Origin of the sequence: Peribacillus frigoritolerans, assembly GCF_004358755.1 — a bacterium.
In the GTDB taxonomy this organism is placed as follows: domain Bacteria; phylum Bacillota; class Bacilli; order Bacillales; family Bacillaceae; genus Bacillus_P.
Map to the genome: position 1 here is coordinate 41,909 of NZ_SMZY01000005.1, position 20,157 is coordinate 62,065.

Consider the following 20,157-nt stretch of genomic DNA (forward strand, 5'->3'; position numbering starts at 1 on the left):
GGGTCAAGGAAGCTAGGACGAAAGATTTTACAAATCTAAATGAGCAGAGTTGTCACTATTTTGCATAATTCAACGACAACACCAGTATGATATATTGCTAGAAGAAAAAATAGGATTGGAGTTTTAAAATGAAAAAACCAGCCTCTTCTATTGTGAAAGAGTCGTTTGCTCTTGCCTTGATAGGATTGTTTATTTATCTATTTGTTTTCATAGATTTCAAAGATTTTCAGATTGATGCCCCAAAAGCATTTCTCAACTTGAATACCATTTTCTTAAGTATCGTGCTTGAGGCCATCCCATTTATTTTGCTGGGCGTATTTGTTTCGGCACTCATTCAATCGTTTGTATCTGAGGAAATGATTCAGCGGTTTTTGCCAAAGAATGCAATTATTGCTTTATTTCCGGCGGCCCTGCTCGGCATTATTTTTCCAGTTTGCGAGTGTGCGATTGTCCCGATTGTCAGACGTTTAATCAAAAAGGGTATGCCTCTGCATGTAGGAATTGTCTTTTTAGTGGCCGCTCCAATAGTAAATCCGGTCGTCTTTGGATCTACATACTATGCATTTCAGTCTTCAAAAGAAATAGTATATGGAAGGATGGGACTTGCGTTCGTCGTTTCCATATTGGTTGGATTCGCGGTGTATCTGTTATTTAAAAACCGCGATCAGCTGAAGTGGACAAGAGAAGAATTGGCAGGAAGAACTGCCGGGGCAGAGCCTGTTAAAGGTGTGAATAAATTTAAGGAAACACTTTTCCATGCAAGTGATGAATTTTTCGAAATGGGAAAATATTTGATTTTAGGTGCATTTATCGCCAGTGTTTTTCAGACCTTCTTAGACAGATCTCTATTAGCTGAACTAGGCTCCAGTGACTTTTTGTCACCAGCAATTATGATGGCATTCGCCTATATTCTCTCGCTATGTTCAGAAGCCGATGCATTTGTTGCCGCTTCATTCGGAGGAACGTTTACTGCTGGCTCGCTGCTGGCATTCCTAGTTTATGGTCCTATGATAGATTTAAAGAATACGATTATGCTGTTTGCTTTTTTCAGAGTGAAATTCGTGGCAGCGTTTATTGGGATCGTAACGGCAGCCGTTTATGTGTCCGTCATAGTTTATCAGCAGTTAATTTTATAAAAGAAGGAGTCCATAAGAAATGGAAAAGCAAAGAGATTACCGTTTTCACCTCTACCTGCGCGGAATTATCTTAATGGGGTTTACAATGCTCCTCTTTAAGCTGATCATAACGGGAGATATTCGAAATTTTATAGCTCCCCGTATGCTGCCGTTTATCTATTTTGCAGTGATCACCTTTTTGCTGCTTGGAGTTGTCCAGATTTGGAGAAGCGGCAGTAAAAATGAAGAAGAAATATACTGCAATTGCGGTTTCGATCATTCAGGAAAAAGCACGCCGGTTCAATCGGTCATTATATACGCGATGTTTATTTTCCCGGTTGTCACCGGTTTTGTTTTCCCGGATGTAGTTTTAGACAGTTCGATAGCGGCAAAACGCGGTTTCAAAACGGGCTTAAGCCAGTCTCAAGAAACGGCTGAAAATGAAGAAGCACCAATGGATGAGGACTTAGCCAATCTTTATCTGCAGGATCCTGATGAATATATGAAGCAGCTTGAAGAAAGGGTGCAGGAAAAATCTCAATCCCCGGAATCGAGTCCTGATGTTCCGCTTGAACATCCGGATGGATTCCAAATCCAGGCTCCTCCGGAAGAGTTCTACAAAGAGCTGGAAGCAAAAATGCTGAAGATGAAAAAAATCGTTCTAACAGAAGAGAATTACATTGCCATGACAAACATTATGGATGAAAATCCAGAAAAGTTTGCCGGGAAAGAAGTAGAAATGCTCGGATTTGTTTACCGGGAAGATGACTTTAAAGAAGATCAATTCGTTGTAGCGCGTTTCGGACTATCGTGCTGTGTTGCTGATGCATCTGTTTATGGAACGCTTGCTTCGATTGACGAGGGAGAAAAATATCAGCAGGATGAATGGGTGAAAGTCTCCGGGACTATCAAAAGCGTTAAATACCAGGATTGGGTTCTTCCAAGTGTGGATATTCAATCAATCGAAAAAATCGAACAGCCAAAGGAACCTTATGTTTATGAAGAATATTGAATGAAAAAACCAGCAGGAATTTAAATTCCTGCTGGTTTTGGTCTTATTTTAAAGCATTTACAGCATTGATTAATCCATGTCCTGCTTCGCCGTCATATCCACTTTTAAACAAATCGATCGATGAAGATTGAACAATATGCTTTACTTGTGCAGGAGAGAGCTTGTCTTTTCCGTGCTTTGCAATGATAATTCCTGCTAGAGCAGCTGTTTTAGGTGCTGCCATTGATGTTCCGCCCTTATACCCGTAACCTCCTCCAGGAATGGTCGCCAGACATAAATAAGTATTATCTCTGCCTGCTCCAGTAGCCGGATCATAATTTGGCCCTAAATCTCCGCCGGGAGCGATTACGTCAATTTTCCCAACGCCATAGTTAGAATAGAAAGCCAAGTTTTTAAGCTGGCCGCCGGCTGAAACGCGAATCATGCTCTGGCTGCTTGGGCTTCTGTGAGTAGCACCGTTATCATCACCTGACAATTTGCCTGGGCTGCTGATATCGACTGCGTTGTTGCCGGCAGAGCCTACAACTGTTACTCCTTTTTGAATCGCATACTTAATGGCACGGTTAAAGAGCCGAACATCAGCAACGATATCTTTTGTAGCATAATCAGGGTTCTGGAACCAGTCATACCCCCCTAAAGACATGTTCACTACATCTACATTATCATCTGCAGCCGTCATAAGGGCTTCAGCGATATGAGCTGTTTCAGCTCCTCCTGTTGGCCCAAACACACGGTATGCAGCTACTTTTAAATCAGGGCCGACACCCATTGTTCTCCCTTTAGCTGCAATTGAACCGGCTACATGTGTGCCATGGCTGTTTTGATCCATTGCATCTGGATAACCAGGTACAAAGGATTTTCCATATACATAGTTTTCTTTTAAATCAGGGTGGTTATAATCAATTCCTGTATCAATGACCCCTACTACAATATCTTTGCCGTTGACTGCTTTTCCAGTACCTCCGGGAAGTTTCCATGAGTCACCATTGTTTGTAACCTGCTTAATATCCCATTGAAGCGACTCATACAGATCTGCCTTTGCTGTTGCAGCATCCTGTAAGGTGAAGTCAGCTTCAACTGCAGGAGTTTCAGGGTATAATTTGTTCTGAACGCCGGCTTCAGCAATCTGGGAGGATTTTTTGACTTCTATTAAAAATTCAGGATTGGAAGAAGCAACTTCTACTGCTCCAACACGTTCAAGTGTGTCTGTAATTTTTCCTCCAGCGCCTTCTACTAAGTCCTTATACCCGGATGGTAAATTAGTCTCATTTTTGAAGATAACTATGTAATTCTTCTCAACTGACTGAGCCTGTCCAGTTTGCGCAGCTCCCCCAAATACGGCAGAAGCACACAGAGCAGTAGTCAAGATGCCTGCAAAAATACCCTTTTTTAATGTCATTAATTTTAACCCCCTTTGTTTTCTTAATTTTCATTATATTATAAAAAATAGAAGGGAAATGATTATTATTCGACATGATTTTTACTATTTAAATGCTTGAATAAGTCTATTGATATAAGACTATTTTCTGTTTTACAGAATTTGAAAAAACATAGTGACTTTTTGAATGCAATAACGGAGGTTTATTTTTTATCATGTTAACTAATTTTGTCGAAATGAATATTCTTTTGGCATGGTGCTCTAAAAATAAATAAAAAACGTCTGAACTTGTCAGACGTTCTCTCTGTTATTTTGTTTGGACTCTGGTTCCGGAGTTTGATCTTCCCTATGGAGAGGATCGATTTTATGCTCATATTTATACGCTTTTGAGGTAGTCAGAACACTGAGCAGAAGCACGATAATGATGATGAGAATGCAAATCGCAAAGATATAAAACATGTGAAAATCTCCCCCTGTATACCATTAATTGTATCAGAAATCCGACAGGAATCTGTTTTAATTTTTCTTAAAAGGGGTAATTTAAAAGTAGATAAGGAGGAGATTGAATATGTCTGAAAAATTAGTGCAAACCGTCAATAAACAAGTAGCAAACTGGACAGTTTTATATGAGAAACTACATAATTACCATTGGTATGTAAAAGGACAGAATTTCTTTACTCTGCACGAAAAATTCGAAGAGCTTTACAATGAAGCGCACGTTCATATCGACGAACTTGCAGAACGTCTATTGGCTCTTGAAGGAGCACCTGTAGCAACGCTGAAAGAGTGCCTGGAACTTTCAACAGTTAGTGAAGCAGAAGGTAAGGAAACAGCAGAGCAAATGGTGCAAACCGTCTATGACGACTTTTCGAAGGTTGCCGATGAACTAAAAGAAGGCATGGACCTTGCAGATGAGGTCGGTGATGAAACAACGGGTGACATGCTCCTTGCTATTCACCAAAGTCTGGAGAAGCATAACTGGATGCTGAAATCATTCTTAGGGAAATAAGGCTGCCGCAGGGCAGTCTTTTCCGTTGTTCAATAAATTTAAAACGATCGCTCCTGAAAAAGTGCGTTTTAGATTCATATAGCTAGTAGATTTTCCATGCCCAGTTTGAAGAAGTTGCTCTTTTAGAATTTCTTGAGCACCCAAAAGGCCGGTTCATAGTACATGAACCGGCCTTTTGGGTGCTTAAAAATAGCACATTTCTATAATGATGGGATAACTGCTAGAGCAAGGTGAGATAGAACACATAGAATATATGGAATTTATTCTTTTAGAAAGGATGGCAAGAACATGTCTCGTCTGGAAATGGGCTTGCTTATGCTTACCTCCATCTATTTCACTGTCCTAACCTTTATAATTGGCGAGCTTCATGAAATTTTTTTAATCCTGCTATCGTTAATGTTAATCGAGTTTTTAACTTTCATTTTGGCTGACGCTCTTACTAATACCGAGAATTTGCTGAAAAATTCGGCTTCAAGGCTTGGTGCAAAAGTTATCATCATTTCTGTTGTGGCCGTTGCAAATTTGATTGATCTTGTGCTTAATACGAATTATATTCTGCGTGATGAAACGATTTGTTTCTATATTGTTTTTGAAGCTCTGCGCATATTGCGAAACGCCCATCACGTCAAGCTGCCTGTCCCTAGATTTTTGATCAGGATTTTAGAATTTATTGAGCAATTGTTTAGAAAATGAGTGCCGAATAATTTGTTCATGAATAGGAAAAAAATAAACAATGGACAAGTAAAGGGGTGCTTAAAGAAATGTCAGATACGAAGCAAACTTATTATGTAACGGTTGCGAACGGTGAAATATCACAGCTGAGCACGGAAGCTCCGTGGGATTATAAGATTGAAGCGACAGAAGACGAAATCACATCGCTCAGAGAGTATTTTGATCAGGTGTATTCATCTGACTGGCAGGGATTTTTCAGAGCCCATGTTCCGTACTTAGAATATCATTATGACAGGCAGAATGATGCGATTGATCAAACAAATTATAAAATTTATGAAATGATTTATCAGCTTGGAGACGAAGAAGCCAAGAATCATATTCGCTCACAGGGAATTTTAAAAAAGATTGAAGAACAACAATAGGTCTTATACAAACTCTTTCATTGTGATAAGATTTTTATGGACACATAGAAATTGAGGGATAGAAAAATGTTTCGATTTAAAGATTATTATCACAATGAAGTTCATCTGTCTTTTGAGGAATATCCATTCTCAAAAAATCCTAAGCATGTTTGGGTCATTTGCCGTTACGGAGATCAGTGGCTGCTTACGATTCATCGCGATCGGGGATATGAATTTCCGGGAGGCAAGGTCGAAGAGTTTGAAAGTCCTGATGATGCTGCTGTAAGAGAAGTCAAAGAAGAAACAGGGGCGACTGTGTCGAAGTTAACGTATATCGGACAATACAAGGTGCTTGGAAAAGAAAAAACAATCGTCAAGAATATTTATTACGCAGAAATCGGCGAGATTATCCCCCAAACGGACTATCTTGAGACAAAAGGGCCTATCTTATTTGACTCACTGCCTTCGGATATCGGGAGAAATCGAAAGTTTAGTTTTATCATGAAAGATGAAGTATTGGTTAAGAGCTTGATGAAAGTAACAGCAGAGTATATTTAGGGAATCCCGGCAAATGAATGCCGGGAATTTTTTTATAAAAATAAAACAACTCGATGGAAAATATAGTAATATGAAGTAGAGCAGATGAAATTAGGGGGATGAATAATATGTCTCACAGTGAACCCAGATACATATGGATTGCCGTTTCTTTGTTATTAGCAGTCTCAAGTTTTTTTGTCATCCTGATTGTTCCGTATACTATACATAACATTTTATTTCACACGATGAATACCGCAACAATCCAAACGCCTAAGCTTGTGCTGTATTTGTATGGAATCTCAATTGGACTCCTTGCTTTTGCGAGTTTTTTGATGTATATAAATCAGAAAAAATTATGGAAGGCTGCATTACCTCTGGCTATTATCGGTTTTATTGGAATTGGACTTGGCACAGATCACTATAAAGTAGTGACCTACGATGAAATTAAGTTCAGCAAGCCATGGTCCTTTGCTGAAACAAGCTACAAATGGAAGGATGTTAAAGAAATTGTCACGGAAGATTCTGATGATGCAGCAGTTAACTGGCAGGTAAAGTTTTTATTCAAAGATGGAGAAGAACTTGTCTTTCTTCGTGACAGAAGATTTAACAGCGATCACGCAAATTTTTATTCTGCTGCAAAAATGAACGGAGTTCCTTATAAAGGCATAAATGAAAAGTAATAAAAAGGCTTTCGGATACCTGAAAGCCTTTTTAAATGTGGTCATACTCCAATTGATGAAGAAATATTTTCTTTTTTAAGAAAATCAGCCAGCAGGTCTGGAGCCGTCAAGTAGATTAAGCCGTTTCCTTCAAGACTCTTAGGAAAGCCGAGCGGTATCGTGCGTTTCATCAGCTGGGCATAGATTTCCGGTTCTGAAAGCTTTCTTTCGAATTCACTCTCAGCAAGCTTCTTGACTATCGCAAGAGCGCCTGAAACATGCGGTGCAGACATGGATGTTCCGCTGAATACGGCATATTTTCCGCCGGGAATGGTAGAAATGATTTTCTCGCCAGGTGCCACGGCGTCTATTTCATTATTTGAATTGGTAAAGTAAGAAGATTTTCGCTGGAGGCTGATAGCTCCGACTGAAATGACTTCATTGTAGCAGCCGGGGTATGAGAATTCCGATGTTTTGCTGTTGCCGTCTCCTTCATTGCCTGCTGAACACACAACGAGAATTTGGTTTTGTACAGCTTTTTGTATCACTTCGTGAAGCTCAGGCACATCGGATGGTCCGCCGAGAGACATTGAGATGATATCAGCCTTTTCTGAAATGGCATATTCAATGGCATTGATAATCCACTCATAGGCACCTGACCCTTCTTCTCCAGCAAGTGCTTTTAAAATAAGCAGCTTAGCTTCAGGTGCAACACCAATCACACCTGATTCCGCATTTACGGCAGCAATCGTACCCGCTACGTGAGTTCCGTGGCCGCTGTAATCGGTAAATACCTCAGGGTCTCCATTATCATCATCAGTAAAGTTGCGGCCGCCGATTACTCTGCCCTCTAAATCCGGATGCTGTGCGTCACATCCTGTATCAATTACTGCAATCAATACATCTTTGCCTTTAAATCCTTTGCTCCATAATGCGGGGGCTTGAATCATATCCACGCCTTCCGGGATTTGCTGAGCCTCTACAAGATGATTGTCAACTTTGTACGGAATCAATTTAATAGACTTTTCCATTACAACCCCTCCTATCATTTCTTAAGAAACAAATGTTAAGGCCAGAGACAGAGGTATAATAATCAGAACTTTCTGTTAAATACTATCATTTTCTATGAATTCTGGCAAATGCCAAATAGACTAGTGATGAATAATGAAAATGGCATAGGGACTATTCAGAATGAAAAAACAAAAATACGGCCCAATTAAGACCGTATTTGCTATTCATCATCCTTAACCAGCTTTCTCTCCAGCAGTTCAACGGCCTGATACATAATGGTTGCAAAGCAGGCAATGATGATAAGCGAGAGAAGGACAAGCGTAAAGTTGAAGACCTGAAAACCGTAAATGATCATGTAACCCAATCCTTTTGCGGATACCAGGAATTCTCCTACAATGACACCAACCCAAGAGAGGCCTACATTGACTTTAAGAGTCGATATGATGGTTGGAAATGATGCAGGCAGTACGGCTTCTTTGAACATCTGCCATTTCGATGCGCCAAATGTCTGAAGCACCTTCAGATAGTTGGAATCCATTTCTCTGAATGCCGTATAAACTACGATTGTTGTTATAATGATAGAGATGATGGCACCCATTGCAATGATAGAGAAATAACCCGGTCCAAGCGCAACAATTAAAATAGGTCCGAGCGCTACCTTGGGCATAGCGTTTAAAATGACCAAGTAAGGATCAAGAATATTTGACAGCCGCTTAGACCACCATAGAACAGCTGCAAGCACAGTACCGGAGAGGGTGCCGATGATAAAGCCAAGAACGGTTTCAAATAAGGTGACGCTCAAGTTTGATAAAAGAGATCCGTCAGCAATCTTTACTAAAAATAAGTTCCATATTTTAGAAGGATAACTGAACAGCAGAGGATCAATCCATTCTCTCTTTCCTGCTATTTCCCAAAGGGAGAAAAACGTGATAAAGATAAGAAGCTGATAAAACCTTACCCAGTTTTTCTCTTTTTTTAAGCTTTTTAAATAGGATTGATGCAGTTTGTTTAATTCATTCTTTTCCATCAAGCTGATCCAGCTCCTTCCAAATGTGCTGAAACAGGTCTGTAAAGGAGGGATGCTGTCTCGCTGAAAATGGTGTTATGCTTTTTAATTCTTCTGGAACTTGAAAGATCTGAGCGATTCTGCCAGGTTTTGAGGAAAGAAGAAAGATGCGGTCACTCATAGCGATGGCTTCGCCGATATCATGTGTGACAAGCAGAGCTGTTTTCCTGAAATCCTTCAAAGTGCTCCAAACCAGGTCTTCGAGCTTAAGCTTTGTTTGATAATCCAGTGCAGAAAAAGGTTCATCAAGCATGAGAAGCTTAGGATTCGTTGAGAGTGTTCTGACCAGAGCTGCACGCTGTCTCATACCGCCTGAAAGCTGGCGAGGATATTTCTTCTCGACATTCTCAAGCCCCATATCTTTCAGCAGTGAAAGGCTTTTCTTTTTCGAATCAGCTGATAGGCTGCCTCCGATTTTTAATCCGAGCAGAATGTTTTCTTCAATTGTTTTCCAAGGGAAAAGGTAATCCTGCTGCAGCATGTATCCAATGGCAGATGTGTCATGTTTGACCGGTCTGCCTTCCATTAAAATGCTGCCCTTTGTAGGTGAGATCAGGCCCGCGATAATGGACAGCAATGTAGTTTTGCCGCATCCGCTTGGGCCAAGAAAGGAGATGAATTCTCCTTCCTCTACTTGTAAATCAATATCCTCTAATGCAAGAGTTGCTGTTTCTTTTGTAAAGTACATATGGTGGATATGCTGGACCGTCAAGAAAGACATGCTGAAACCTCCTTACTTTGCAGCGTCTTCTGCGAACTTCGTATTAACCAGTGTTCCGTGCTCAATGCGTGCAGGCAATTCGTTCGCTTCTTCCATGATGTTTTGAAGATTCGTCCATTCTGCCTCATCAAGGATTGGATCAGTCGCAAAAGATCCCTGCTCTTTATAGCGTTCGACTACTGTTGTGATAAGCTCCAGGTCTGTATCTTTAAATTGCGGGGCAATAGCCTTTGCAATGGTTTCAGCGCTGTTTTCTTCCACCCATTGCTGAGCTTTATAAATGGCTTTTGTGAATTTTTCTGCTGCTTCTGAATCCTCTTTTAAGAAGCTTTCTTTTGCCATAAATGTTGTATATGGAACTTTTCCGGATTCATTCCCGAATGATGCCACAATGTGGCCGGTGCCTTCTTTTTCAAAAATGCTTGCTGTAGGCTCAAAAAGCTGGACAAAATCGCCGGTTCCAGAAGCAAAGGCGCTCGGAATATTGGCAAAATCAATATTTTGAATCAGATTTAAATCATTTTGCGGATTAATACCATTCTCCTTTAAGACGAATTCTCCAACCATCTGCGGCATTCCGCCTTTCCGCTGGCCAAGGAAAGTGCTGCCTTTCAGCTGATCCCAGCTGAAATTCTCTATTTTTTCTCTTGAGACTAGAAAGGTGCCGTCCGTTTGTGTAAGCTGGGCAAAATTGATTACGGGATCTTTAGAGCCTTGAGCAGAAACGTAAATCGACGTTTCAGAGCCGACAAGTGCAATATCCGCACCATCTGAGAGAAGAGCTGTCATTGTTTTATCTCCGCCCCATGTTGTTGTAAGCTCAACATCAAGACCTTCTTCTTCAAAAAAACCTTCAGACATTGCCGCATATAATGGTGCATAAAAAATGGAATGGGTAACCTCAGCCAACCTGATTTTTTCCGGCTTGTTTTGATTGCACGCACTTAGTGTAAAAATAAGAAGAGCGAGTACCGCAAAGCCGATGAGACTTTTTTTCATATAAAATCCTCCTTGGTGACAGACACCATCAAAAAATATTAAAATGAGTATCCTGTTTTGTAACGCCTAGAATAATGTATGAGAGCGAAAAAAATGTGTGAATGCCTATAATTGATTTTGCGAGGTGCAAGAAAATGGAGAATGGTTCAATTATCGAGCGTCAGCTGCTGCCGTCGCCTAATCCTAAAATCAGACTGCAGCTCGTCACCTATTTATCCGACGGGCTAAAGGTAAAAGGACTTCTTGCTGAACCTGAGGAAGAAGGAAAATATGAAGGTTTTCTATATTTAAGAGGCGGCATTAAAAATGTTGGCAAGGTCAGAGCTGGACGAATTGTGCAATTTGCTTCAGAAGGATTTGTCGTGATGGCTCCATTTTACCGCGGCAATCAAGGGGGAGAAGGAAACGAAGATTTCGCGGGAGATGACAGATACGATGCTCTGCATGCGCTCACTCTTTTAAAAAACCATCCTAAAGTTAATCAGGAACGAATACATGTCTTCGGTTTTTCAAGGGGAGGAGTGATGGCGCTTTTTGCAGGGATTTTAGACCCGGACGTCCGATCAGTCGTTACATGGGGCGGCGTTTCTGATATGGCCCTTACATATGAGGAGCGGGAGGATTTACGGAGAATGATGAAGCGGGTGATAGGAGGGACACCTTCTAAATATCCTGAAAGATATAAGTGGAGAACTCCGCTGTATAATTTGGATTCATTAAAGGCTCCAATTCTTATTATTCATGGTGCTCATGATCAAAATGTATCAGTCGAACATGCTTACCTTCTTGAAAAAAGACTCGGTGAACTTGGAAAAAGCGCAGATACGATGTATTTTGAAGAATATACACATTACTTTCCTCCTGCAGTTAACCGAAAAGTAGTAAGAGAGCTGACTTCCTGGATGAAAAAGCAATAAAAACGGAGATCCTGAGCCGAATGAATATGTTAAAATAACGATATATGAAAAAGGAGTGATGGAGATGGGTATGCCTTTAGAATTGAACACGATGATCGTGACAAAAGGGAGAGAAAACCGATTAGAAGAGAATCTATTTTCTCTCGAGAAAGAGGGCTATCGCATTTATCCGCTTGAGATTCCCGTTGAAGTCAGAAAAACAAAAGAAGGGGACGTTAGCGGACAGGCTCTGATTAAAAAACTTGAGCTTTCTGATTCTAAAACCATTCTGACTTATCAGCTGATTGCGCTGAAATCGACAAATTAACATTCTAACTTAAGAAAAGCTGCCTGCTGGCAGCTTTTTTTGTGTATTTATTCAGACATCCGGTCCTTCAGCGTGCTATTTTTCATCAAGGCCAAAAATTCATTTAACTTCGTCATTGAAGTGATATTTTGGTTGCATGTATAAGGGTCCTGGCAAATATAATTTCCGCGTTTAATGAAAGTTCCAGGTTCGGCTCCTTTGATTTCTGCAGTAAACATTCCTGCTTCTTCAAACCTGTTGCAGATCGTGCAGATGCCTTTTTGATGGATGCTGCTGAACGTGCCCTGCAGGCCGATGAGTTTATTAGATTGAGGGGCTATTATATATTGTTTGCCAGATCCTTTATCATGCCAGCTTAAGTATGAAATTTCCGTGAAATCCAGTTCTTCTAATGAAGAAGGAGCCTTTATTTTCTTAGCTTTTGGAAACAGCTTTTTTATCGTTTGCTCGGTTACATGTTTAAACGGGATAACAAAAGGTTTCAAACGTAAGAGAAAGACATCCGCATCAGACTTATCTTTTACCGCATTTATGGGTGAGAGCAAATCAATTTGTTCAGGTTCAATTTCGTCAAATAAAGTTAATGTCCTTTCCAGTGCTAGAGATTTTAAGGCATTTAATACGTTCGGGTCATTAACCGTTCCATATCCATTCACAAGCAGCTGTGTTTGCGCCTTTATATAATTATATTGGTCACTTCTGATAAAAGGTTCTATAGTATGTTCACTCCATTCATGCAGCCTTAATAATAAAAGGCTTAATTTTATAATAAAAGAAGTGCTTCATTTTTTATATGGTGAGAATGATTAAGAAATAAACTCTGCACAAAACAGCACTGATTATCCATAGGATCAATCAGTGCTGTTTTACTATGATTTCGTATAGACAATCTTTTTGATTGTTTCGGCTGAAAGGTAAAATTCTTCAGCTAATTCATGAATTTTTTTGCCGCTTTTAAAACCGTTTTTAATCGAACGGTTTCTGTCGTCAAGCGCCTTTCTTCCCCCGGAGCGTGTGCCCCACTTATGGTGCGCTGTTTCCGGTTTTGGAATGTAGAGGGTCTCTCCCTGAATGTACTGCTGAATTTCTGCAATCAGCTCCTCAGGTAAGATAGCGGTTGCGTTCACATATTTCATTTCTGCCAGCCCCTTATTTGTGATTGTATAAATAAGGCGCAAAGCCGCAGGAATAGAAAAGGCAAACGCTTTGGGCGATTTAAATCAGTGTCCGCCCCATGCAAAGTATCGCCTTTTTACTGCCGGGCTTTGCATGAGACGCTGCAGAATCTGGCAAACGGACTGAATTCACCAAAAACATCACCCCCTTAAAAGTAATTTACTTTTTTATGCAATTTTATCATATGGATCTATCTCGAAAAACAAAAACGTTCAGACCTGAGTCTGAACGTTACCTTTTTCATTTTATCCAGCAAGCTGTGATTCCTTAATCTTTTGGGGCTTTTTTGTGCTGAATTTATCGACGAGCATTGTTAGAGCTCCGTCACCTGTAACATTTGTGGCTGTGCCCAGGCTGTCCTGAGCAAGGTATAGAGCAATCATAAGTGATACCATTGTCGGATCAAAACCGAGCATTGTTTTTAGCAGGCCGATTGCGGCCATAACTGCACCACCGGGTACTCCGGGTGCGGCTACCATTGTAACACCAAGCATAAGGATAAATGGAATCATCATTTCAAACGAAGGAGTTGTTCCGTTCATAAACAGAACACCCATTGCGCAGCAAACAAGTGTAATCGTACTTCCTGACAAGTGAACAGTTGCCAGCAAAGGTACACTGAAGTCTGCTATCTTTGCCTGAACGCCTGTTTTTTTAACTTGTCCAAGCGTAACGGGAATTGTAGCTGCGGATGATTGTGTCCCGAGTGCTGTAAAGTATGCAGGAGACATAATCTTCAGCAGCTTTATTGGATTGTTTTTAGTCAGCAAACCGCTAGTGCAATATTGAATAAGAAGCATTGTGATATGAAGCACGATAATAAGCGCAAAAACTTTTGCAAAAACAGATAAAATCGACTGAACTTGTCCACCGTAAGTCATATTTGCGAAAATGCCAAAAATATGGAATGGAAGAAGCGGAATAATCGCTGTTTTTATCAATTTCTCAACGATCTTTTGAAAATCTTCAAACGCATTTTGAAGAGTATTTCCTTTGATGGATGCAAGTCCAATTCCAATGATGAAAGAGAATAGGAGAGCGCTTATGACTTCCATAACAGGAGGCATTCCAATTTCAAAGTATGGTTTTAATAAAAATTCCTCAGGATTATCAGTCTTTACGAGCTGATTTCCAGAAATGAATTTTGGCAGAATAGAAGAACTGGCAGCGAATGCAAGCAGTCCTGCGAAAATCGTAGAGATATAGGCCAGACCTGTAGTGATTCCAAGCAATTTACCGGCACCTTTACCAAGCTGTCCGATGCCAGGTGCAATAAATCCAATAATGATAAATGGAATGACAAAGCCTATAAAGTTGCCGAATATCCCATTAAATGTTGCAAATCCTTTTATCAGCCATTCTGGTGAAATACTGCCGATTACGACACCGAGAATAATAGCTAGTATGATTTGCGGCAAAAGACCGAGCTTCAATTTCATGATGTTGTCCTCCTGAAAAATACATGTGTACATGTGTTATAGAATTACTTTAGCACAGGTATGAAGGGTTTGGTATAAAAATGTTCATTTTTATTTTATTAATATATGGAAAAGAAAATGAAAAAGCTATGCCAGAGTGTATGGCATAGCTTTTGAAAAGTTTATACAGCTGGTCCGCCAAGGGTCTCGATCTCAGCTGAAACATTATTGAATTTTTTGAAATTCTGTTTGAATTTGCCTGCTAGTTCTTTTGCTTTTTCATTATAAGCATCCACGCTGTTCCAAGTTTTAACCGGCTGCAGCACTTCATCAGGTACACCTGGTACATGAATTGGAATTTGAAGTCCGAAGTTTTCATCTGTGACAGTTTCCACATTGTCTAATTCACCTTCAAGAGCGGATTGAACCATTGCGCGGGTATATTTCAGTTTCATGCGCTGGCCCGTTCCGTATTCTCCGCCAGTCCAGCCAGTGTTTACTAAGAATACATTAGCCTGATGCTCATCGATTTTCCGGCCGAGCATCTCTGCATAAACAGTAGCTGGAAGCGGGAGGAAAGGCGATCCAAAGCATGTTGAGAATGTAGCCTGAGGTGATGTAATGCCGCGTTCAGTTCCAGCAAGCTTGCTCGTGTATCCGCTTAAAAAGTGGTACATGGCCTGTTCTTTTGTTAACTTGCTGATAGGAGGCAGTACTCCAAATGCATCAGCCGTTAAAAAGACAATTGTATGAGGGTGCCCGGCAATACTAGGCTTCACAATGTTATCCATTGCTTCAAGCGGGTAAGCCGCTCTTGTATTTTCAGTAAAGAAAGTATCATCATAGTCAGCAATTCTTGTATCATCGTCAAGGACTACATTTTCAAGCACTGATCCGAATCTTATTGAATCAAAAATTTGAGGTTCTTTTTCACGTGAGAGGTTGATGCACTTGGCATAACAGCCTCCTTCGATATTAAAAACACCTGCATTTGACCAGCCGTGCTCATCATCACCGATTAATTTGCGTTTTGGATCAGCGGAAAGGGTTGTTTTTCCCGTTCCTGACAGACCGAAGAAAAGGGCAACATCGCCTTCCTGGCCAACATTTGCTGAGCAGTGCATTGGCAGGATGCCGCTTTCAGGAAGCAGATAGTTCATGACAGAGAAAATGGATTTTTTCATCTCTCCAGCATATTCAGTTCCGCCGATGAGAATGGTTCTTTTCTCAAATGAAATGATGATAAATGTTTCAGAATTTGTTCCATCCACTGCAGGATCTGCTTTAAAGTTTGGAGCCGATACGATTGTGAAAGGATTGTCGTGCTGAATCAGCTCATCCCCGCTCTCTGGCTGGATAAATAATTGCTGAGCAAACAGGTTATGCCATGCGAATTCATTTACAACCTGGATCGGCAGTCGGTATTTTGCGTCAGCGCCGGCAAAGCCTTTGAAAACAAAGAGCTCATTGCGGTCTTTTAAGTATGAAAGAACTTTTAAGTACAACTTTTCAAATGCCGTTTCTGAGAAAGGCTGATTAACAGCTCCCCACTCAATTTTGTCATTTGTTGAATTTTCATTTACAATGAATTTATCTTTAGGTGAACGTCCTGTGTAAGTACCCGTTGTTGCCCGGACTGCTCCCGTCGAAGTTAATGTTCCTTCACCCCGTTCTAAGACTTTTTCAACAAGAACAGGAACTGATAAGTTATGAAATGCATTTTCCCCTTTAAGTAACACATCAAGCTCATTTGTAATTTCGATTGAATTCATCCCATACCCATCCTTTACCTATATTTCTATTATTATTTTTAACTATATCTTAAGTGACTCTTCTTAATTAGTATAACACATTAAAATAAATAGTCTATACTATTTAACTTATTCTACGTACAATTTGATGAAATGGAACTGTTTAAAGAACGTTTTTGATGAAAATGATACATATATAATAGGAAGTGTTTTTATTTCCGCATTTTGTGGAAACATATCTGAAGGGAATAGAAAAATCTTATCCGAAAACCTTGTCATTTTTTGTTGACACCTGTAGGAAATATACGATATTATATGTCCTTGAACGGATTCTCTTATCCCGAGCTGGTGGAGGGACAGGCCCAATGAAACCCAGCAACCTGCTTTATTCTTAAAATTCATTCATGAATTTTTGCGAGCAAAGGTGCTAACCTGATGCAAGGCGAAAGCCCTTGATCGATAAGAGCGAAAGGCTACGATTTTAGTAAATAACCTTTCCTCGCGGGAAAGGATTTTTTATTTCGAATAAATATATTTTGCCTGAAAGTACTCGTGGATTCTCCTAAAACATGCCAACTGAAATATTTTGCCGAATGGTCAAAATATGAAAGGGAATGAGTTCCGTATCATCTAACCTTTTGAGGAGGAAAACTTTAATGACTAAACAACGTCGTCTGTTTACTTCAGAGTCTGTAACTGAAGGTCATCCTGATAAAATTTGTGACCAGATTTCTGACTCGATTTTAGATGCAATCTTAGAAAAAGATGCAAATGCCCGTGTAGCTTGTGAAACATCTGTTACAACAGGTCTTGTTCTGGTTGCTGGTGAAATTACAACTTCTACTTATGTGGACATTCCAAAAATCGTTCGCGAAACGGTTAAAGAAATTGGCTACACTCGTGCAAAATATGGTTTTGATGCAGAAACATGTGCAGTACTTACTTCAATTGATGAGCAGTCAGCAGACATCGCGATGGGTGTTGACCAGGCGCTTGAAGCACGTGAAGGAAAAATGACAGATGAGCAAATTGAGGCAATTGGTGCAGGTGACCAAGGATTAATGTTCGGTTTTGCCAATAACGAAACGAAAGAATTAATGCCGCTTCCGATCTCGCTTGCTCACAAACTTTCACGCCGTTTAACGGAAGTACGCAAAGAAGAAATTCTTCCGTACCTTCGTCCGGATGGTAAAACTCAAGTAACAGTTGAGTACGATGAAAATGACAAGCCAGTTCGCATTGATACAATTGTTATTTCAACTCAGCACCACCCTGAAATTTCATTGGAGCAAATTCAGCGCAACGTAAAAGAGCATGTTATTAACCCTGTTGTACCAAAAGAATTAATTGATGAAGATACTAAATACTTCATCAACCCGACGGGCCGTTTCGTTATCGGCGGACCACAGGGCGATGCAGGCTTAACAGGCCGTAAAATCATCGTTGATACTTACGGAGGCTATGCCCGTCACGGCGGCGGCGCATTCTCCGGTAAAGATCCGACAAAAGTTGACCGCTCTGCAGCTTATGCAGCACGCTATGTAGCTAAGAACATTGTAGCAGCAGGCCTTGCTGATAAATGTGAAGTTCAGCTTGCTTACGCAATTGGTGTGGCACAGCCAGTATCAATCGCAATCGATACATTCGAAACAGGCAAAGTGAAAGAAGATGTGTTAGTTGACGTTGTTCGTGCTAACTTTGACCTTCGTCCGGCAGGAATCATCAATATGCTGAATCTTCGCCGCCCAATTTACAAACAAACAGCTGCTTACGGACACTTCGGCCGTAACGATCTTGACCTTCCATGGGAAAGAACGGATAAAGCAGAAGCTCTTAAAGAGCAAGCGTTAAACCGCTAATTAAATGAAGGATGAACCCTGCTTTGCGGCGGGTTTCATCCTTTTTTTTATGCGTAATAGCTGGTTCTGATCAGCGGGAGATTGACTGAGGTAATTGAAGTAATTGTACCATTGCTATTCAAATACATAATCTCATCCTTAGACTTTATTTTGTATTATTTTGTAAAAACCTGCAACATTATCCCAATAACTGTCGTTTAATAAACAATCAGTATTTATGGAGGGAAAAAACATGTGCGGTTTTGCAGGAGTTATTGATTTTGAAAAAGTACAAACAAAAAGGTACCGGGAGTATATAGAGGCAGCAAGCAGGCAAATTGTGCATAGAGGACCTGACGACAGCGGAATGTTTGAGGATGAGCATGCCATCCTTGCTTTTAGGCGGCTTAGCATTATTGATGTAGATGGCGGGCATCAGCCTATGCCATATGGAGACGATGACCGCTATCAGATTGTTTTTAACGGCGAAATTTATAATTATGTGGAGCTTAGAGAACTCCTATTCCGAAAAGGAGAAAGGTTAAAAACAGAAACAGATACAGAAGTGATCGTTGCCCTGTATCATCTATTTGGCAAGGATGTTCTTCGCTATTTGAGGGGGATGTTTTCCTTTCTGATCTGGGATGCGCAGGAGCAGCACCTTTTTGCTGCAAGAGATCATTTTGGGATAAAGCCTCTATACTACATAGAAGATGGATCCACTGTGCTTTTTGCTTCTGAAATGAAATGCTTGAAGGAATACATAAGAACCTCTCATGTTAATGATGTATCTTTACAGCATTATCTTTCTTTTCAATATGTCCCTGATCCTGATACCATCCAGAAAGAGGTTCACAAAGTACCGCCAGGATATTGTGTGACAAAAGAGGCTGGCGATCGAATGGTTTTGGAGAAGTATTGGGAACCAAAGATGAATCCGGTCCCTGCCAGTGATGGGAGCAGAATGATTGATGCCATTCAAACTGTGTTAGTCGATTCTGTGAAAATGCATATGCGAAGCGATGTTCCGGTTGGCTCTTTTCTGTCAGGCGGTGTTGATTCGAGTATCATTGCTTCCATTGCAAGTCAGTTCCATCCAAGCCTGAAAACATTTTCTGTAGGATTTAAGCAGGAGGGCTACAGTGAAATCGATGTTGCAAAAGAAACCGCAGCTGCCATTGGAGTAGAAAACTTCTCGTATTATGTAGATCATACGGAGTTTATGAAAGAGCTTCCCAGGATAATCTGGCATATGGATGATACAGTAGCAGATCCTGCTTCTATACCGCTGTATTTTCTTGCCCGGGAAGCGCGCAAGCATGTAAAGGTTGTTTTATCAGGTGAAGGGGCAGACGAGTTGTTTGCAGGCTATAACATTTATAAAGAGCCTTATGATCTGTCTGTCTTTGGGCATCTTCCAGCAAGCATCAGGCAGGCATTAAAACAGCTTGCATCCATCTTTCCTGAGGGAATGAAAGGCAAAAGCTTTATTGAAAGGGGAACAACCCTTCTGGAGGAACGCTATATAGGAAATGCCAACATTTTCTCTGCAGATGAGAAAAAACAGCTGCTTACAGGAAGAGATCAGTATGTCAATCCAACAGAAATCACAGGAGATCTTTTTGAAAATGTCCGTCATCTTGACAGTGTTTCAAAAATGCAGTATATCGACCTCATGACGTGGCTGAAAGGAGACATTCTAGTTAAAGCGGATAAAATGACAATGGCTCATTCTCTTGAATTAAGAGTTCCCTTTCTGGATAAAGAGGTATTTCAAGCAGCAGCTGCTATTCCCTATGAATGGAAAGTGAAAAATGGCGAGACCAAATATCTGCTTCGCCAGGCTGTCCGTGATCTAGTTCCACCACACGTTCTTAACAGAAGAAAGCTTGGGTTCCCAGTACCAATCCGAAATTGGCTGAAACATGAGATGTATGAGTGGGCGAGTGCCCTCATTTCAGAAAGTGAATTGGATGGTCTGATCAATAAGGGATTTGCACATGAACTTCTTGAGAAGCATAGAAAAGGGGAAGCGGATTACAGCAGAAGGATATGGACGATTTTAACATTTATTCTCTGGCATCAGGTTTTTATAGAAAATGTATACAGCTTTAACCGAGACGAGCATGCTGCTGCAATATAAGAAAAGCCTCTTCATATGAAGAGGCTT

At 40.6% G+C, this 20,157-nt stretch carries 21 protein-coding genes and 1 riboswitch; of the genes, 11 read left to right on the forward strand and 10 right to left on the reverse strand.

Going from position 1 to position 20,157, the window contains the following annotated elements:
* The first annotated feature begins 128 nt into the window (after positions 1–128).
* Both E2R53_RS19605 and E2R53_RS19610 read left to right on the forward strand, forming a co-directional pair.
* On the forward strand, positions 129–1,136 hold the full coding sequence (locus tag E2R53_RS19605; protein WP_133313431.1) for a permease: 1,008 nt from the start codon (positions 129–131) through the stop codon (positions 1,134–1,136).
* 19 nt (positions 1,137–1,155) lie between these two features.
* Positions 1,156–2,127 carry a TIGR03943 family putative permease subunit gene (locus E2R53_RS19610; RefSeq protein WP_133313432.1) on the forward strand — a complete coding sequence of 324 codons (972 nt, stop codon included), beginning with the start codon at positions 1,156–1,158 and terminating at the stop codon, positions 2,125–2,127.
* A 43-nt stretch (positions 2,128–2,170) separates the two neighbouring features.
* Here the strand turns inward: E2R53_RS19610 and E2R53_RS19615 are convergent, their stop codons facing one another.
* Together E2R53_RS19615 and ytzI are read right to left on the reverse strand one after the other, a co-directional pair.
* A complete protein-coding gene (locus E2R53_RS19615; RefSeq protein WP_133313433.1) occupies positions 2,171–3,526 on the reverse strand; it encodes a S8 family serine peptidase in 1,356 nt (451 codons plus the stop codon).
* Between the two features lie 270 nt (positions 3,527–3,796).
* Complete coding sequence (ytzI, locus tag E2R53_RS19620; protein WP_133313434.1) at positions 3,797–3,964, reverse strand: YtzI protein; 168 nt, start codon at positions 3,962–3,964, stop codon at positions 3,797–3,799.
* Between the two features lie 109 nt (positions 3,965–4,073).
* On the opposite strand from ytzI, the gene E2R53_RS19625 reads away from it, so the two are divergent.
* The 5 genes from E2R53_RS19625 (at position 4,074) to E2R53_RS19645 (ending at position 6,804) form a co-directional block, all read left to right on the forward strand.
* Positions 4,074–4,514, forward strand: a complete 441-nt coding sequence (locus tag E2R53_RS19625; RefSeq protein ID WP_070878770.1) for a Dps family protein — start codon at positions 4,074–4,076, stop codon at positions 4,512–4,514.
* 288 nt (positions 4,515–4,802) lie between these two features.
* Positions 4,803–5,207 (forward strand): phage holin family protein, encoded by a 405-nt coding sequence (locus tag E2R53_RS19630; RefSeq protein ID WP_133313435.1) that lies wholly within the window; start codon positions 4,803–4,805, stop codon positions 5,205–5,207.
* A gap of 68 nt (positions 5,208–5,275) precedes the next feature.
* Positions 5,276–5,608, forward strand: a complete 333-nt coding sequence (locus tag E2R53_RS19635) for a hydrolase (RefSeq protein ID WP_133313436.1) — start codon at positions 5,276–5,278, stop codon at positions 5,606–5,608.
* Positions 5,609–5,674: 66 nt separating this feature from the next.
* A complete protein-coding gene (gene ytkD, locus E2R53_RS19640; protein WP_133313437.1) occupies positions 5,675–6,145 on the forward strand; it encodes an RNA deprotection pyrophosphohydrolase in 471 nt (156 codons plus the stop codon).
* A gap of 107 nt (positions 6,146–6,252) precedes the next feature.
* Entirely contained in the window at positions 6,253–6,804 is a 552-nt protein-coding gene (locus tag E2R53_RS19645) for a hypothetical protein (RefSeq protein WP_133313438.1), read from the forward strand.
* 41 nt (positions 6,805–6,845) lie between these two features.
* Here the strand turns inward: E2R53_RS19645 and E2R53_RS19650 are convergent, their stop codons facing one another.
* The 4 genes from E2R53_RS19650 to E2R53_RS19665 all read right to left on the reverse strand — a co-directional run bounded on the left by E2R53_RS19650 (position 6,846) and on the right by E2R53_RS19665 (position 10,580).
* A complete protein-coding gene (locus E2R53_RS19650) occupies positions 6,846–7,814 on the reverse strand; it encodes a S8 family peptidase (protein WP_133313439.1) in 969 nt (322 codons plus the stop codon).
* A 200-nt stretch (positions 7,815–8,014) separates the two neighbouring features.
* On the reverse strand, positions 8,015–8,821 hold the full coding sequence (locus tag E2R53_RS19655) for an ABC transporter permease (protein WP_133313566.1): 807 nt from the start codon (positions 8,819–8,821) through the stop codon (positions 8,015–8,017).
* The gene (locus E2R53_RS19660) at positions 8,808–9,581 is read right to left on the reverse strand and encodes an ABC transporter ATP-binding protein (protein ID WP_133313440.1); all 774 of its coding nucleotides are present in this window, start codon (positions 9,579–9,581) and stop codon (positions 8,808–8,810) included. Before E2R53_RS19660 ends, E2R53_RS19655 begins: the two co-directional genes overlap by 14 nt.
* Before the next feature lie 12 nt (positions 9,582–9,593).
* Positions 9,594–10,580 (reverse strand): ABC transporter substrate-binding protein, encoded by a 987-nt coding sequence (locus tag E2R53_RS19665; protein WP_133313441.1) that lies wholly within the window; start codon positions 10,578–10,580, stop codon positions 9,594–9,596.
* A 134-nt stretch (positions 10,581–10,714) separates the two neighbouring features.
* Between E2R53_RS19665 and E2R53_RS19670 the strand changes: the two genes are divergently transcribed.
* Positions 10,715–11,497, forward strand: a complete 783-nt coding sequence (locus E2R53_RS19670) for an alpha/beta hydrolase family protein (RefSeq protein WP_133313442.1) — start codon at positions 10,715–10,717, stop codon at positions 11,495–11,497.
* A gap of 64 nt (positions 11,498–11,561) precedes the next feature.
* Positions 11,562–11,804 carry a DUF2584 domain-containing protein gene (locus E2R53_RS19675; RefSeq protein ID WP_070878780.1) on the forward strand — a complete coding sequence of 81 codons (243 nt, stop codon included), beginning with the start codon at positions 11,562–11,564 and terminating at the stop codon, positions 11,802–11,804.
* Positions 11,805–11,851: 47 nt separating this feature from the next.
* On the opposite strand, the gene E2R53_RS19680 is transcribed toward E2R53_RS19675, so the two are convergent.
* From E2R53_RS19680 to pckA, 4 genes are all read right to left on the reverse strand, one after another.
* A complete protein-coding gene (locus tag E2R53_RS19680; RefSeq protein ID WP_133313443.1) occupies positions 11,852–12,520 on the reverse strand; it encodes a FusB/FusC family EF-G-binding protein in 669 nt (222 codons plus the stop codon).
* A gap of 153 nt (positions 12,521–12,673) precedes the next feature.
* Positions 12,674–12,982 (reverse strand): CD3324 family protein, encoded by a 309-nt coding sequence (locus tag E2R53_RS19685; RefSeq protein ID WP_286166323.1) that lies wholly within the window; start codon positions 12,980–12,982, stop codon positions 12,674–12,676.
* A gap of 243 nt (positions 12,983–13,225) precedes the next feature.
* Entirely contained in the window at positions 13,226–14,413 is a 1,188-nt protein-coding gene (locus E2R53_RS19690; RefSeq protein ID WP_133313568.1) for a dicarboxylate/amino acid:cation symporter, read from the reverse strand.
* A gap of 167 nt (positions 14,414–14,580) precedes the next feature.
* Positions 14,581–16,170 (reverse strand): phosphoenolpyruvate carboxykinase (ATP), encoded by a 1,590-nt coding sequence (gene pckA / locus E2R53_RS19695; RefSeq protein ID WP_133313444.1) that lies wholly within the window; start codon positions 16,168–16,170, stop codon positions 14,581–14,583.
* A 311-nt stretch (positions 16,171–16,481) separates the two neighbouring features.
* A riboswitch (SAM riboswitch) is annotated at positions 16,482–16,615 on the forward strand.
* Between the two features lie 190 nt (positions 16,616–16,805).
* Here pckA and metK point away from each other — a divergent pair.
* Both metK and asnB read left to right on the forward strand, forming a co-directional pair.
* Entirely contained in the window at positions 16,806–18,008 is a 1,203-nt protein-coding gene (gene metK / locus E2R53_RS19700; RefSeq protein ID WP_070876597.1) for a methionine adenosyltransferase, read from the forward strand.
* A gap of 232 nt (positions 18,009–18,240) precedes the next feature.
* Positions 18,241–20,130, forward strand: coding sequence for an asparagine synthase (glutamine-hydrolyzing) (gene asnB, locus E2R53_RS19705; protein ID WP_133313445.1), 1,890 nt, complete (start codon positions 18,241–18,243; stop codon positions 20,128–20,130).
* Positions 20,131–20,157: the final 27 nt, after the last annotated feature.

Excerpts from the sequence above, each read along its gene's own strand:
- E2R53_RS19605 (WP_133313431.1), top strand. The coding sequence starts at position 129 with ATGAAAAAACCAGCCTCTTCTATTGTGAAAGAGTCGTTTGCTCTTGCC.
- E2R53_RS19610 (WP_133313432.1), top strand. The coding sequence starts at position 1,156 with ATGGAAAAGCAAAGAGATTACCGTTTTCACCTCTACCTGCGCGGAATT.
- E2R53_RS19615 (WP_133313433.1), bottom strand. The coding sequence starts at position 3,526 with ATGACATTAAAAAAGGGTATTTTTGCAGGCATCTTGACTACTGCTCTG.
- ytzI (WP_133313434.1), bottom strand. The coding sequence starts at position 3,964 with ATGTTTTATATCTTTGCGATTTGCATTCTCATCATCATTATCGTGCTT.
- E2R53_RS19625 (WP_070878770.1), top strand. The coding sequence starts at position 4,074 with ATGTCTGAAAAATTAGTGCAAACCGTCAATAAACAAGTAGCAAACTGG.
- E2R53_RS19630 (WP_133313435.1), top strand. The coding sequence starts at position 4,803 with ATGTCTCGTCTGGAAATGGGCTTGCTTATGCTTACCTCCATCTATTTC.
- E2R53_RS19635 (WP_133313436.1), top strand. The coding sequence starts at position 5,276 with ATGTCAGATACGAAGCAAACTTATTATGTAACGGTTGCGAACGGTGAA.
- ytkD (WP_133313437.1), top strand. The coding sequence starts at position 5,675 with ATGTTTCGATTTAAAGATTATTATCACAATGAAGTTCATCTGTCTTTT.
- E2R53_RS19645 (WP_133313438.1), top strand. The coding sequence starts at position 6,253 with ATGTCTCACAGTGAACCCAGATACATATGGATTGCCGTTTCTTTGTTA.
- E2R53_RS19650 (WP_133313439.1), bottom strand. The coding sequence starts at position 7,814 with ATGGAAAAGTCTATTAAATTGATTCCGTACAAAGTTGACAATCATCTT.
- E2R53_RS19655 (WP_133313566.1), bottom strand. The coding sequence starts at position 8,821 with ATGGAAAAGAATGAATTAAACAAACTGCATCAATCCTATTTAAAAAGC.
- E2R53_RS19660 (WP_133313440.1), bottom strand. The coding sequence starts at position 9,581 with ATGTCTTTCTTGACGGTCCAGCATATCCACCATATGTACTTTACAAAA.
- E2R53_RS19665 (WP_133313441.1), bottom strand. The coding sequence starts at position 10,580 with ATGAAAAAAAGTCTCATCGGCTTTGCGGTACTCGCTCTTCTTATTTTT.
- E2R53_RS19670 (WP_133313442.1), top strand. The coding sequence starts at position 10,715 with ATGGAGAATGGTTCAATTATCGAGCGTCAGCTGCTGCCGTCGCCTAAT.
- E2R53_RS19675 (WP_070878780.1), top strand. The coding sequence starts at position 11,562 with ATGGGTATGCCTTTAGAATTGAACACGATGATCGTGACAAAAGGGAGA.
- pckA (WP_133313444.1), bottom strand. The coding sequence starts at position 16,170 with ATGAATTCAATCGAAATTACAAATGAGCTTGATGTGTTACTTAAAGGG.
- metK (WP_070876597.1), top strand. The coding sequence starts at position 16,806 with ATGACTAAACAACGTCGTCTGTTTACTTCAGAGTCTGTAACTGAAGGT.
- asnB (WP_133313445.1), top strand. The coding sequence starts at position 18,241 with ATGTGCGGTTTTGCAGGAGTTATTGATTTTGAAAAAGTACAAACAAAA.